We start from the raw sequence: 12,403 nt of genomic DNA, 5'->3' as shown, positions 1-12,403 counted from the left end.
CCCGAACCGTCAAATGCTCCTGATCCGCATGGTGCGGAGCGACTTGTGACGGTCACGCACCCGTTCCATCCGTGGCACGGCCGGTCGTACGCGTTCGTCGTGCGGCGCAAGAACTGGGGCGAGGACCGCGTGTACTTCCGCGACGAGGCGGGAGAGGTGCTGTCCGCGCCGACGGCGTGGACCGATGCGGGCGGCGAGGACCCCTTCGTCGTCCTCGCGGCGGGCCGCAGCCCGTTCCGCACCGAGGATCTTCTTGCCCTGTCCGACCTGATCGACCATCTCGACGGCCGCGGTGCGAGTGCCCAGGAGATGACGCCGTGACTGCCTTGGGATTCACGCCGCAGTGGTGGGGGCGTGTCCGGCGCACGGTGAGCGAGACAGCGCACGCCATACCAACTGGCCTGCACAGATACGTGATCCGGTGCCTCTGTGCGCTCTTGGCTGTGGTCGGCCGCGACGCAATTCTTGAGGCAGCAGGCGAGCAAGGGAGGCGGCATGGCCGGCAACGCGACGAGCGATCCGAAAGAGGACGCGCTGAGGGCGACGCGGACGCTGAACCCGCGGCCGGAGGCCGTGGTCGATGTGGTGTTCACCGCCTCGCCGTTCTGCGATCCGCGGGATCTGGTGCAGGTGAAGTACGAGATGGTGCGCCGGGTGCGGGTGGACAAGGTGCCTGCGGCCCGGGCGGTGCGGGAGTTCGGGTTCTCCCGGCAGGTCTACTACGACGCCGTGGCCGCACTCGACGCGGGCGGTCCGGCCGCGCTGGTGCCGGGCAAGCCCGGCCCGAAGGGGCCGCGCAAACTCACCGACGAAGTGATGGAGTACGTCGAAACACGGCTGGCCGCCGAGCCGTCTCTGCGCTCGGGGGACCTGGCCGTCGCCGTCGCCGGCGAGTACGGCCTGAGTGTCCACCCGCGCTCCATCGAGCGGGCCCTGGCCCGACGCGCGGCCGCACGCACTCAGGAGTCCTCCAAAAGCTGCAGCTGACAGCCCTGCGACTACGGGACCCGCGGACGCCGCAGCGGCCACAGCCCGTTATGAGGAACTGCGGACCGCGGCGGCCGACGGCACGGGCGGCGGCTGGCGGCTGGGCTGGGGCGTGCTCGTCGGCAAGGGCATGGCCGCCTGGGCCGCGGCCTGGCGGTCCCTGCCCGAGCCTCGGGGCCGACCCGGCCACGAGAGGCAGGCGCCGGCCGGCTTGGCCCGCGACGGCGACGAACTCGTCCGGGTCCTGGCCGCGATGGCCCTGGCACATCTCCACCCGCCCGAAGAACGCACGCAACGAACGACACGAGAAGCACGAGGAGCGGACGGCATCCATGGACGCGACGGCCGCGGCGGGCAAGGTGACCCGCGAACATCTGCAGCGTGACGCCTACCTCTATATCCGGCAGTCCACCCTCAAACAGGTAATCAACAACACCGAGTCCACCCAGCGGCAGTACGCCCTGCGGGGCCGGGCCGTCGCGCTGGGCTGGGAACATTCCCAGATCGTCGTGATCGACACTGACCAGGGACAGTCCGGCGCTTCCGCCGAGGGCCGGGACGGCTTTCAGCGGCTGGTCGCCGAGGTCGGCATGGGACACGCCGGGATCGTCCTCGGCCTGGAAGTGTCCCGCCTCGCCCGCAACAACACCGACTGGCACCGGTTGCTGGAGATCTGCGCGCTGGCCGGCACGCTGATCCTGGACGAAGACGGCCTCTATGACCCCGGGAACTTCAACGACAGGTTGCTCCTCGGCCTCAAGGGGACCATGTCAGAAGCGGAGTTGCACCTGCTCAAGGCCCGCCTTCGAGGCGGAGTACTGTCCAAAGCGAGGCGCGGAGAGCTGGTCCAGCCGCTGCCCGTTGGCCTCGTCTATGACCACGCCGAGCGGGTGGTGCTGGACCCGGACGCCTCCATCCAGCAGGCCATCCGGCATCTGCTGGCCACGTTCGCCGCGACCGGCTCCGCCTATGCCGTCGTCAAGACGTTCGCCGACGAGGGCCTGAAGTTCCCCCGCCGGATCCGCACCGGCCCGAACAAGGACGAGCTGACCTGGGGCATCCTGCAGCACCACCGGGTCCTGCAGATCCTGCACAACCCGCGCTATGCCGGCGCGTTCTTCTACGGACGCCGACATCAACGCCGCGGTCCGGGCGGCAAGACCATCAGCCACGTCCTGCCGCGCGAGGAGTGGACGGTGCTGATCACCGATGCCCATCCGGGCTACCTGACCTGGCCGGAGTTCGAGGCCAACCAGACCCGGCTCGCGGAACTCGCCGCCGCCCACGGCACCGACCGCAAAGCCTCCCCACCGCGGGAAGGCACCGCGCTGCTGCAGGGCATGGTCTCCTGCGGCAAGTGCGGCCGCCGGATGACCGTGCGCTACCAGCACTACAAAGGCACCGGAAAACCGATCTACCTCTGCCAGTTCGAAGGGATCCGCAACGCGGCCCCGATCTGCCAGACCATGGTCGGCGACCAGATCGACGCCGCCGTCGGCGAGCTGCTGCTGACCACCCTCACCCCGCTCACCCTCGAAGTCGCCCTGCGGGTGAGTGATGAGCTGGCCGCCCGCGCCGAGGAAGCCGACCGGCTCCGCGCATCCTGCGTCGAACGCGCCCGCTACCGCGCCGACCTCGCCAGGCGCCGCTACCTGGCCGTCGATCCCGCCAACCGGCTGGTCGCCGACACACTCGAAGCCGACTGGAACGACGCCTTACGCGAACTCGCCGATGCCACCGACGAGTACGAGCACGCGAAGAACACCGCCATTGGCCCGCTCTCGCCCGAGACCCGCGCAAAGATCACCGCGCTGGCCGCCGACTTCCCCCGGCTCTGGAACGACCCGGCCACCCCGATGCGGGAACGCAAGCGCATGCTCCGGCTCCTGGTCACCGACGTCACCCTCACCAAGACCGACCACATCACCGTCGGTGTCGTCCTGCGCGGCGGCCAGAGCCACCAGCTCACCCTGCCCCGCCCGCTGACCGCCTGGGAACTTCGCCAGACCGACCCCACTGTCGTCACAGCCCTCGACGAACTCCTCGAAGAGCACACCGACGCCCAGAGCGCCGACATCCTCAACGAGCGCGGCCTGCCCAGCGGCATGGGCCGACCCTTCACCCGCGGCATGATCGTCCACCTGCGCAACGCCTACCAGCTACGCAGCCACCGCCAACGCCTGCTCGACGCCGGGATGCTGACCGTCTCCGAACTCGCCCGCCACCTCGGCGTCCACTTCCAGACCGTCAAGCACTGGCGCCGCGACGGCATCATCACCGGCGTCCTGGCCAACGACAAGGGCGAGTACCTCTACCCCCTGCCCGGCCCCAACCTGGTCCGGCCCGTCATCGGCCGGCCACGCCGACACGTCCTGGACCCCGAACACTCCGCAACGACCCGATGAGGTGCAGTGTGATGACACAGGTTTGTCCTTCGGCTTCGACGCGCGGGCAGGATCCACCAACGACCCGTAGTAGGAGGCGAGTTCGGCGTACGACTTGTTGATCTGCGGGTCGTAGAGGTCCGGCTTGTCCACCCCGGTCTTCAGGTTGTCCGGGACCAGGCGCCGCGGGACACCGCCGAAGAAGCGGAAGGCTTCCGCATGCGCGAGCGTCCAGGCGTGCTGGTCCATGTGCACCACGGGGCGGACGAACATGTGCCGCGAGGCGGGAAGCACCATCACGAACGCCCAGATCCGGTGCCGTTTCCCGGTAGTCGGGTTGATCCACTGTCCCAGGAAGCCGTAGTCGATCTGGGCTTCCGAGCCCGGCTCGACCTCGTCACGCAGCACCGTGACCTTCGAGCGGGCCGCCTCGTCGGGCAGGTTCTCGTGCACCCAGCGGCGGAACGTTGACAAGGACACCTTCAACTTGCCCTCGTCCCGCAGCCGTTGATGGATCGTGGTGACCGTCGTGGTCTCCAGCAGTCCTGTTCGAGAACTGCAAGTTCGACTACAGCACCCTCACCCGCGTCCGGGCCACCGGCCCGGTGATCTTCGCCAAGTGCTCTCTACGCGAGACCACCTTCGCCGCCGCTGACCTCGGCGCCGCCCTGATCGATGGCTGCGATCTACGGCTGACCGAGTTCGACGGCGGGAAGAACCGCGGCCTGGACCTCCGGGGTAACGACCTCTCCCAGCTCCGCGGCCTGGCCTCGCTCAAGCAGATCGTCATCGACCACGCCCAGACACTCCAGCTCGCTGAGGCCCTCGCCGTCGAGCTGGACGTCACCTTCGGTGAAGACCTCGACGACAAGTAGCCCCGCACCTGCCCTGGGGAGGCACGGCCATGGGCCCACAGCTCGTATTCCACTCCTTCGACGACCTACGCGGCCGGTGCGACACCGCACCGGTCCGGCAGACCACCAGCGAGTCCGATTACGACGACGGCGCTATCGTCCCCGACGAGAACTGGAAATCGATCACCGCGGCCGACGCCGAGCAGCATCGTGCCGATGACTCGGTGCCGGACAGCATCCGGATCGAACTCGTACACCGACCGCTGCCGGACCTCGATTCCGACGACTTGGCCGGCCGCCTCGAAACCGCCGCCCGCCTCGACCCCCTCAACGGCCTCTGGCCCACCACCCTCCGGGGCTGCGCCGCCAGCCCCGGCCACTGGACCACCACCACAGAGGACTCCACCACCGGTCGCCGGATCGGACTGCACGTCGACAACTTCGACCGACTGCCGTACGCCCGACGCCACCAGGGTCGCCGACGGCTCTGCCTCAATCTCGGCCCTGGCCCGCGCTACCTGCTCATCGGCGACCACGACATTCAGCAGATCTGCCGCACGCTCCACGCCGACCCGGACCGGCACCACCCCCACACCGAGGACATCCGCCGGTACGTCACCGCAGGACACCCGCTGCGCTGCCTGCGCATCCGCCTCGATCCGGGCGACGGCTACATCGCTCCGACCGAGTTCCTTGCTCACGACGGCTCGACCGCCGGTATCGACCAGCCCTCCGTCGCCGCCTTCTGGCTCGGCCAGCGACCGAACGCGTCATGACCGATCAGCCGCGAGACAGAGCTCAAGGACCGGGAGACCCTCGCATGGACGCGAGGGCGCCACACCCCGCGCTCGACCCTGCCATCGCCTGGCCCACGCTCGGCATGTGGGTTCGATGGGAAGGCGAGCGTCTCGACCTCGTGTCGCTAGCGCCCGCACGCGGCACCACAACGGATCAAGTCCTGCTGCCGTGCTCTCCGGAACTCCTGATACAGCTCGGGAAGATCTCGCTCGGCAACAGCCGTGCCGGCATGTACGCCGTGCGCCTAGCGGAGGACGGCGCGGACCACCGTCTGGTGCTCTGCCAGCGGGGTTGGGAAGGTGCGGTCGGAATCAGCGGAGCCGTGTCCTCGATCGCTGAGCCGCTGTACGGGAAGACCCGAGCCGCCATGCTCGCGGCCGGCCGTGAGCAGAGAGCCGCGGGGAACCAAGACGACGCCGCACAGTGGGGCACGATGGCCCGCCAACTGCTGCTGGCCAAACGATCCTCCCGGCGCGGACGCAGCGTCCGAACGATCTCGGGTGGACTGCCCACTCTCGGCAAACACGGATGAATGAGGGGACGAACTATGCGAGCCCTTCCGGCAGCAGTTCCCGCCGATCCTGCACGAGGCCGGGCTGGGCTGGCACCAGCTGGTGTGTGCGCTGCGCGACCTGCACGGACCCGACCGGCACCTGGCGAAGGAGACGAACCTGTTCTTCGCGGCCGACACGGTGCCCGGGCTCCTGCCTCGGTCGCCAGCTATCGTCCTGACCCGGGCCCCGTCGGGATCGCGTCGTCGTTCGCGCGCGTTCCGCGAGTGAACCGAAGCTGTCCCTGGCGCTCACTGCCTACTCCCGCACCCACCCTGTCGACGTCGTCACCACCACCCAGCCCATGACCGACCTCGGGCTGGATACCGGCGACCTGTGACGCCGTGGCCCCGTACCCGCGAGAAGCCGACGCGCGCGGGCAGCCGCGAGGCCTCCCGTGGGGAGCCGGGAGGCGCGGCGGGCCCCGCCGCCACGGGGGGAAGCGGCAGGGCCCGAGGGGCCTCCACCTGGGGGTGAGGGGCCGTCCGCACACCATGCACCACAAACCGGCCACCGGGATAGATCCCGACCGGAAATAGGCGCTGTCAGTGCCAGCGGCAATGATGGGCTGCCACCTCACCTGCGCGTCGCAAGCGTCAACGTCCGCTGCGCTCGGGTCCTTAACCTTTTGCGCGGGCGGTTCGGCGAGGCCCCCATCGGACGGGCGGCCATCGATGAGGTGACCGCTTATAGAGAGGGCATCTTGCTGCCCCGCGCGACCGGCCGGTGAAATGGGCGGGTGGCTCCCTTGGCGACGTCTCGTGGCCCCTTCGCCCAACACCGACTCAACCGCACGGTCCAACTCGCGTGCCAGCACGCCGGATTGCCGCAGACAAATAAACCGGAGTTGATACATGTCACGATGAACGCGCTCTTCAAGATCCCCGGCGATCCGGTCATCGTCCGTATCGCCCCGTCTGCCACTCTCCTGGTGGACACCGAACGTCTCGTTCAGGTCGCGCGCTGGCTCGAAGCCGTCGACTTCCCCGCCGTCCGTCTGCTGCCCGAGATCCCTCAGCCGCTACTCATCAACGAAACCGACCACATCGTCACGTTCTGGCTCTACCTGCCGCAAGACGGCCGCCCGACGCCGCGTGCCTACGAACTCGCTGGCCCACTGCTCCAGTTGCACGCCCTGCCCACGCTGGAGTTCGGCCTTCCCCAGTGGGAGCCCATCCAAGAGATGCGCGAACGTCTGGCCGATTCGTCGATCCTCCCTCCCGGGGACCAGGCGTGGCTCGGCGACAGCGTCCAAGAACTCGACGAGCAGCTCCGGGATCTCACCTACCTACTCCCGCACCGGGGTGGTGTCATCCACGGTGACGCCTACATCGGAAACCTGCTCCGTGGCCCCCATGGCGAACCTGTGTTGTGCGACCTGGACTCCTTGTGCCGCGGCCCCGCCGAGTGGGATCTCATCCCGGAGTTGGTGGCCTGCATCCGGTACCGACGCCCCATAGCCGACTACGACCTCCTGTGCCAGCTCTACGGTGCCGACATGCGGACCTGGTCTGGCTGGCCCGTTCTCCGCCGGCTGAGGGAACTCAAGGTCCTCACTGCTGTCCTGCCGGTCCTCGACAGTAGCCCCGGTCTCGCAGAACAGGTCCGCCTCCGCCTGCACGGCCTTCGCGAAGGCGCCGAGGCCCCGTGGACTCCCTTCCGTATGAACCACTGAGCAGCCAACACGCGATTCGGCAGCCATCACCGACAACGCAGCGGCAAGGGAGGGGAGTTGAGAAACAATGAAGCCCGATGACGAAAACCGAAGCAGCTAGGAGCCCCGGAGGCCGCCCTGCTGCTGGCCGCCCGCTCCACCAGCACCCGCAGCGGCAAGCCCCTGCTGACGTTCAAGAAGATCGCCGCCGCGCTGTGCTGAAGGAGCTGCTGAGCCAGTCACTGCCCGCCGGCCTCGCAGCGGCGGTGACAGGAGCCGTGACCGGCTCGTGGGCGGGCTCGGTGAACGGGGTGGAAGTGGGCCGCGGAGCCCGCAGCACGAGGCGGGGCGGCAGCGCGGCGGCGTGCGAGAAACGCGGCTTCAGGGCGTCCGGCGGTGTGCGCGGGGCCTGGCGGACGGGCCGTGCCCGGTACGCCCGTCCGCGGCCGGTGAGATTGCGGTCGTGCGGGTGGGTGGCGGGGCGCGGCGGGGAGAGGGTTGTCATGCGCGGTCCCTGGTCAGTCGGTGCAGCAGGGCTGCGAGGGTGGTGTGGTCGTAGGGGGTGATGCGGATCAGTGCGTGGGCGGCGGCGAAGCCTGCTCCGCCGGGGCTGGTGTCGCGGTCGGAGTGGAGCCAGGCGGCGATGGCGTTCACCAGGGTGCGGCGGCTTTGTTCTGGCGGGCCGCCGAGCCGGTGTATCGCGACGGCGGCCTCGGTGTAGAGAGAGGCAGCGGCGGCGCGGTCCTGGGCCATCACGGCGAAGTACGCCTGGAGTTCGGTGCCCATCGCTGCGTACGGGTGGTCGTGGCCGTGGCGGGCGATGAGGTGCTGGGTGGCGCGGTGGGCGGCCTGTTGTGCGGCACGCCAGTGCCCCGCGCGCTGAGCTGCGCGCGGGGTCTCGAGCAGGCCGGTGTCCTCGGGGATGCCCTGGTTCCATATCGGGTCGACGGGCTGGGTGTTGGCGGGCGGGTCCTGGCCGAGGTGAACCGTGCCGTCGGCGGCGATCTGCTGCTGGTCGATGTGCCCGTAGGGGTGGCCGATGGACAGCAGGATCGGTCGGCCGTGTCGCTGGGCCGCGGCGCGCAGGGGGCCGCGGACGCGCTCGATGAGGGCCTCGGCCTGGTCGGGGTGGCCGTCTTGCCGCAGCCCCTGGGCGTGGATGCCGCCGCCGGGAAGGACGATGATCGTCTCGTGGATGTCGGCGGTGAGTGACGGGCCCAGGGGCATGGTGGTCTTCCTCGGTCGTGGCTGGATGGGGTGGGGTGGGCCGTCAGCGGGAGTCGACCAGGGCGTAGCGGTAGTCGAGGATCTCGGGCTTGCCGTGGCGGGGCAGGTGGACGACGGCCTCGCCCTGGAAGCTGTTCACCACCACGGCACGTGGCGTCTTGTTGTAGACCGACTCGGTCTTGCCGGGGGTGATCTGCAGGCCGGCGTTGGTGACGAGGGTCTCTGCCTTGTGGGCGAGAGAGGTGATCGCCAGGACGCCGGAGGAGGTGGTCAGGGTGTAGGTCTTGTCGTGGGTCGGCGTGATCGGGAAGAAGTTCACCGTGGCTTGGGACCCGAGGTGGTCGCCGCGTTCCTTGTAGGTCTTGAGGATGGCCTTGGCGTTGTCGTTGGCGTGGGAGAGTTTGCTGCCGTCCTTGGTGCCGCCGCTGGCGAAGAGGTCTTCGACGGCGATGGTGACGCCGCTGGGTGCGAGGCTGCCGACCGGGGTGTCCGCGTCGGCGGGGACGGCCAGGCCGCGCTTGGTCCGGGGGGTCGGGAGCGGTTGCTGCGGGAACAGGGAGATGACCTTCTTCCAGGTGCCGCCGGTGTCGGCGGACTTCTCGAAGATCATGAATGTGTGGTTCGTGCCGTTGGTGGAGGCCTCGGCCGCGAACCAGTTGCCGGTGGGCGGGATGTAGAAGGAGCGCCGGGTGAAGTAGAACGGGGTGCCGTAGTCCTTCTTCTCCTTCGCGCTCAGGGTGTCGAACTGCTCATAGTCGGCCTTGCTGCGGGCGTAGAGCTGGCCGGCTTCCACGGTGGAGAGGAGGCTCGCGTCGCGCGTCTTGTTCGCCTTGTTGTTGATCTCCTGGTAGTGGTCGAGGATGGACCCGGCAGTCTTGTGGTCGACGACCCCCTTCGGAGCGGGGCTCGCGCTCGAGGTGGGGGCCGAGCCGGTGTCCGAGCCTGGTCCACAGGCGGTGAGACACAGCGCCGCCGCTGCGCCCAGGGCTGCGGCACCGGCACGCATACGGGGTGGGGACGGGTGCTGTTGGGGGGAGGGCATCTGGATCACTCCTGGTGGAATCGAGCGAGGGAAGGGGTGCTCCGCTCCGGCGGGCGGGTATCAGTGCTGTGGGGGCGGCGGTCGGACGGTCCCCGCGTCCGCTCTCGCGGTGAGGGTGGTTGGAGCGGCGTCCGGTCAGCTCTTCACGGGCCACTCCAGGGGCTTGCTGTAGAAGCCCTGGCTGAGCTGGACTGCGGCGGCCTTCTGGCCCTGTGGGATGAGGAAGGCGGTGCAAATGCGCTGCGACTGGCCTGCGACGAGCTTCTTGTCGGAGTCGAACGCCGGGCAGTTGGGCCACTGCGCCTGGCCGAGCAGCACGATGAGGGCGCGGGTGCGCTGGCCTGTATCCGTTCTGACAACCAGATCGTCATCCATGTCGCCCAGCGCCATCGGCTTGCCGCTCTTGTGGGTGAGCGTCGACCAGACGTACACGGGCACCTGGGGGCCGTCTTCCTTGTCCTGCTCAAGCCCGGAGTTGTCCATGTCGGCCTTGCTGCCGACGACCACCTTGGTGGGCGTGATCGTGTGGGTGGCCCCTCGGGAGCGCTGCATCTGGCTCTCTTGGACCGGGCTGGCCTCACCCAGCTTGAACGTCGTCTTCTCTTTGCCCGCGCTGGTCGTCGAGGCAGATTTCTCCCTGGTCGCGCCGGTGTCCGAGTGTGCGCCGCAGGCGGTGAGGGTGAGGGCCGTGGCGACGCCGACGGCGAGCACGGTCAGGTGGCGCGGGCGCGGGCGCGGGATCGAGGTCGAGGAATGGGGCATGGTGGTTCCTCCTTCAGGAACTGGGGACGGGTCAGGCTGCGGAGCGCCGGGCGCGGCGGACTCCGGCGGCGAAGTCGCGAGCGATCTCGTCGGCGGCGGTGGCGGGCGTGTTGGGCTCGTCTCGCATGCGCCGGATGACAGCCGAGCCGACCACGACGGCGTCCGCGTACGCGGACGCCTGTGCGGCCTGGCCCGGTGTGCTGATGCCGATGCCGACCGCGACCGGCAGGTGGGTTGTGGTGCGCAGGCGGTGGACCAGCCTCGGCAGGTCGGGGCTGAGCGGGTGTTGGGAGCCCGTGAGGCCGGGGGTCGCGGGGGCGTAGACCATGCCGCTGTGGGAAGCGCCGATCGCCGCCAGTTGTGCCGTGGAGGCGCGGGACTGGATGAGGGGGATGGTGTGCAGGCCGGCCGAGGCTGCTGCTGCTCTCCATGCCTCCGCCGCTGGCGGGGGAAGGTCAGGGATGAGTACCCCCGCGCCGCCCGCAGCGGCCAGCCGACGCGCAAAGGGCTCGATGCCGTACTGCGCGATCGGGGCCCAGTACGACATGACCAGCAGCGCGGCAGGTGTGGACGCAGTCAGTTCGGATGTGGCCGTGAAGACATCGTGCATCTGGAAGCCAGCGGCCAGTGCCTGGGCGGAGGCTTCCCGGATCAGGGGGCCGTCCATGACCGGGTCGTGGTGCGGGACGCCGATCTCCAGCACGTCGGCGGACTGGGCCATCGAATGCAGCGCGTCCAGGCTGGCTGTGGGGGTGGGGTAGCCGAGTGGCAGGTAGAGGCCGAGCGCGGCCCGCCCCTTCGCGTGGCTGACGGCAAGGGCCCGGTCGAGGCGGTCGGCGGGCGGCCAGGACGGCGACGTGGAGTTGTTCATGACGGCCTCTCGGGCGACGGGCAAGGGGAAGGGGCGGCTGCCGTGCGCACCGCGAGGCGCCGGCAGACTGGGGCGGAGAGGACGAGGGCGAGCGTGGCCGTGCCTGCCGGGAGGGCCCAGGGGCCCTCGAGCACGCCGGCGGCCGCTGTCCCCAGGGACTGGCCCAGCCCGAAGGCTGCGATGAGCCAGCCGTACGCCTCGATGAGCGTGCCGGGCGGGGCAAGCTCTGCGACCACCTGATACGCGCACGTCAGCAGCGCTCCGAAGGCCATGCCGGGCGGCACCGTCAGCGCGAGGGCGGCGAACGGTGGCGGGTCGAGGCTCAGCGGCACCCAGACGGCCGCGAATACTGCGGCGGTCAACGCGAGTTGCCTGCTGAGGGAAGCGGGCAGCGGCAGCGCGGTCCAGGCGGCGGTCCCCAGGAGCGCACCGATCGACACCCCGGCGGGCAGGACGCCTGCCAGCCACTGAGCGGAATGCCGTTCGCTCGCGGTCAGGGCGGCCACCGACAGCGCGCCGAGTGTCCCGCCGACCACGGTGAGGACGAGCAGCATCCATCGCATGCCGACCGAGCGCAGGGCACCGAGGGCTCCGCTTCGCACTTGCGCGGGTCGCCACCTGCGGGAAGGAGCCGATGCCGCGACGGCGAGAGCCCCTCCCAGCCCGAGGCCGGCGGCCACGGCGAAGGTGAGGCCGGGCGGTGCCACCGCTGCAGCGGCGACAGCGGTGAGAGGACCGGCGGCGTAGACAAGTTCCTGGCTTCCGCTGTCGAGGGCCAGCGCCGCACGCAAATGCCGCCGCGTGGGGGTGATCGCGGGCCACAGTGCCCTCAGGACCCCCTCCATCGGCGGGGCTGTTGCTCCCGCGACGGCGACGGCGGCGGCTGCAATCAGCAGGTTGAGCGTTTCGGCGGCCGCAAGGATGAGGAGTGCGGCCGCCGACGTGATCGCGCCGGCCATGAGTGTGCGGGTCTGTCCCCGCCGGTCGACCAGGCGGCCGAGCAGCGGCTGCCCGACCGCTACCGCGAGCCCGTACAGGGAGGCGAGCGCAGCCCCAACGCCGTATCCGTGGCCGTTCGCCCGCGCAGCGATCAGCAGCGCGACAGGCGTCATGCCCAGCGGCAACCGGCTCACGAGCGTGGCGGTCAACAGGCGCGCTGCGTACGGCAGCCGCAGCACGGTGCCCCAGTGCACGGGGCGCTGCTGGGTGTGGTGCGTCGGCGCGGCGCGGACGATGGGGGCGGGGGGTGTGTCGACCGCGCTCATGTGTGCGC

At 69.9% G+C, this 12,403-nt stretch carries 13 protein-coding genes and 1 pseudogene; 7 read left to right on the top strand and 7 right to left on the bottom strand.

Features of this window, described 5'->3' with window-relative positions:
• The first annotated feature begins 45 nt into the window (after positions 1-45).
• The 3 genes from STRTUCAR8_RS26465 to STRTUCAR8_RS26455 all read left to right on the top strand — a co-directional run bounded on the left by STRTUCAR8_RS26465 (position 46) and on the right by STRTUCAR8_RS26455 (position 3,392).
• Positions 46-321: a DUF5372 family protein gene (locus STRTUCAR8_RS26465; RefSeq protein ID WP_006374419.1), complete on the top strand. Its 276-nt coding sequence runs from the start codon at positions 46-48 to the stop codon at positions 319-321.
• 174 nt (positions 322-495) lie between these two features.
• Complete coding sequence (locus tag STRTUCAR8_RS26460; protein WP_006374402.1) at positions 496-987, top strand: helix-turn-helix domain-containing protein; 492 nt, start codon at positions 496-498, stop codon at positions 985-987.
• Positions 988-1,319: 332 nt separating this feature from the next.
• The gene (locus STRTUCAR8_RS26455; RefSeq protein WP_006374406.1) at positions 1,320-3,392 is read left to right on the top strand and encodes a recombinase family protein; all 2,073 of its coding nucleotides are present in this window, start codon (positions 1,320-1,322) and stop codon (positions 3,390-3,392) included.
• Positions 3,393-3,410: 18 nt separating this feature from the next.
• On the opposite strand, the pseudogene STRTUCAR8_RS50230 reads toward STRTUCAR8_RS26455, so the two are convergent.
• A pseudogene (locus STRTUCAR8_RS50230) lies at positions 3,411-3,899 on the bottom strand (DDE-type integrase/transposase/recombinase); the annotation flags it as partial.
• A gap of 77 nt (positions 3,900-3,976) precedes the next feature.
• On the opposite strand from STRTUCAR8_RS50230, the gene STRTUCAR8_RS26450 reads away from it, so the two are divergent.
• From STRTUCAR8_RS26450 to STRTUCAR8_RS26435, 4 genes are all read left to right on the top strand, one after another.
• Complete coding sequence (locus STRTUCAR8_RS26450; RefSeq protein WP_006379042.1) at positions 3,977-4,246, top strand: hypothetical protein; 270 nt, start codon at positions 3,977-3,979, stop codon at positions 4,244-4,246.
• A gap of 29 nt (positions 4,247-4,275) precedes the next feature.
• Positions 4,276-5,001: a hypothetical protein gene (locus STRTUCAR8_RS26445; RefSeq protein ID WP_006378771.1), complete on the top strand. Its 726-nt coding sequence runs from the start codon at positions 4,276-4,278 to the stop codon at positions 4,999-5,001.
• Between the two features lie 44 nt (positions 5,002-5,045).
• A complete protein-coding gene (locus tag STRTUCAR8_RS26440; RefSeq protein ID WP_006378591.1) occupies positions 5,046-5,555 on the top strand; it encodes a hypothetical protein in 510 nt (169 codons plus the stop codon).
• A gap of 881 nt (positions 5,556-6,436) precedes the next feature.
• Positions 6,437-7,249 carry a phosphotransferase family protein gene (locus tag STRTUCAR8_RS26435; protein ID WP_044472853.1) on the top strand — a complete coding sequence of 271 codons (813 nt, stop codon included), beginning with the start codon at positions 6,437-6,439 and terminating at the stop codon, positions 7,247-7,249.
• Between the two features lie 172 nt (positions 7,250-7,421).
• On the opposite strand, the gene STRTUCAR8_RS52805 is transcribed toward STRTUCAR8_RS26435, so the two are convergent.
• The 6 genes from STRTUCAR8_RS52805 to STRTUCAR8_RS26410 all read right to left on the bottom strand — a co-directional run bounded on the left by STRTUCAR8_RS52805 (position 7,422) and on the right by STRTUCAR8_RS26410 (position 12,395).
• Entirely contained in the window at positions 7,422-7,733 is a 312-nt protein-coding gene (locus STRTUCAR8_RS52805) for a hypothetical protein (RefSeq protein ID WP_158697471.1), read from the bottom strand.
• A complete protein-coding gene (locus STRTUCAR8_RS26430) occupies positions 7,730-8,455 on the bottom strand; it encodes a hypothetical protein (RefSeq protein ID WP_006378983.1) in 726 nt (241 codons plus the stop codon). The genes STRTUCAR8_RS52805 and STRTUCAR8_RS26430 overlap by 4 nt, the downstream gene beginning before the upstream one ends.
• Before the next feature lie 43 nt (positions 8,456-8,498).
• On the bottom strand, positions 8,499-9,497 hold the full coding sequence (locus STRTUCAR8_RS26425; protein WP_199791711.1) for a DUF8094 domain-containing protein: 999 nt from the start codon (positions 9,495-9,497) through the stop codon (positions 8,499-8,501).
• A 135-nt stretch (positions 9,498-9,632) separates the two neighbouring features.
• Positions 9,633-10,259, bottom strand: a complete 627-nt coding sequence (locus tag STRTUCAR8_RS26420) for a hypothetical protein (RefSeq protein ID WP_006378923.1) — start codon at positions 10,257-10,259, stop codon at positions 9,633-9,635.
• A gap of 31 nt (positions 10,260-10,290) precedes the next feature.
• A complete protein-coding gene (gene trpA, locus STRTUCAR8_RS26415) occupies positions 10,291-11,130 on the bottom strand; it encodes a tryptophan synthase subunit alpha (RefSeq protein ID WP_006378704.1) in 840 nt (279 codons plus the stop codon).
• A complete protein-coding gene (locus STRTUCAR8_RS26410) occupies positions 11,127-12,395 on the bottom strand; it encodes an MFS transporter (RefSeq protein WP_006378603.1) in 1,269 nt (422 codons plus the stop codon). Before STRTUCAR8_RS26410 ends, trpA begins: the two co-directional genes overlap by 4 nt.
• Between the last annotated feature and the right edge of the window lie 8 nt (positions 12,396-12,403).

Origin of the sequence: Streptomyces turgidiscabies Car8 (assembly GCF_000331005.1) — a bacterium.
GTDB classification, from domain to species: Bacteria; Actinomycetota; Actinomycetes; order Streptomycetales; family Streptomycetaceae; genus Streptomyces; species Streptomyces turgidiscabies.
The sequence above is the reverse complement of the archived record's forward strand: the minus strand, read 5'-3'. Positions and strand labels throughout refer to the sequence as shown.

What these genes read in the sequence shown, in the direction of transcription:
- STRTUCAR8_RS26460 (WP_006374402.1), top strand. Translation starts at nt 496, where the DNA reads ATGGCCGGCAACGCGACGAGCGATCCGAAAGAGGACGCGCTGAGGGCG.
- STRTUCAR8_RS26455 (WP_006374406.1), top strand. Translation starts at nt 1,320, where the DNA reads ATGGACGCGACGGCCGCGGCGGGCAAGGTGACCCGCGAACATCTGCAG.
- STRTUCAR8_RS26445 (WP_006378771.1), top strand. Translation starts at nt 4,276, where the DNA reads ATGGGCCCACAGCTCGTATTCCACTCCTTCGACGACCTACGCGGCCGG.
- STRTUCAR8_RS26440 (WP_006378591.1), top strand. Translation starts at nt 5,046, where the DNA reads ATGGACGCGAGGGCGCCACACCCCGCGCTCGACCCTGCCATCGCCTGG.
- STRTUCAR8_RS26435 (WP_044472853.1), top strand. Translation starts at nt 6,437, where the DNA reads ATGAACGCGCTCTTCAAGATCCCCGGCGATCCGGTCATCGTCCGTATC.
- STRTUCAR8_RS52805 (WP_158697471.1), bottom strand. Translation starts at nt 7,733, where the DNA reads ATGACAACCCTCTCCCCGCCGCGCCCCGCCACCCACCCGCACGACCGC.
- STRTUCAR8_RS26430 (WP_006378983.1), bottom strand. Translation starts at nt 8,455, where the DNA reads ATGCCCCTGGGCCCGTCACTCACCGCCGACATCCACGAGACGATCATC.
- STRTUCAR8_RS26425 (WP_199791711.1), bottom strand. Translation starts at nt 9,497, where the DNA reads ATGCCCTCCCCCCAACAGCACCCGTCCCCACCCCGTATGCGTGCCGGT.
- STRTUCAR8_RS26420 (WP_006378923.1), bottom strand. Translation starts at nt 10,259, where the DNA reads ATGCCCCATTCCTCGACCTCGATCCCGCGCCCGCGCCCGCGCCACCTG.
- trpA (WP_006378704.1), bottom strand. Translation starts at nt 11,130, where the DNA reads ATGAACAACTCCACGTCGCCGTCCTGGCCGCCCGCCGACCGCCTCGAC.
- STRTUCAR8_RS26410 (WP_006378603.1), bottom strand. Translation starts at nt 12,395, where the DNA reads ATGAGCGCGGTCGACACACCCCCCGCCCCCATCGTCCGCGCCGCGCCG.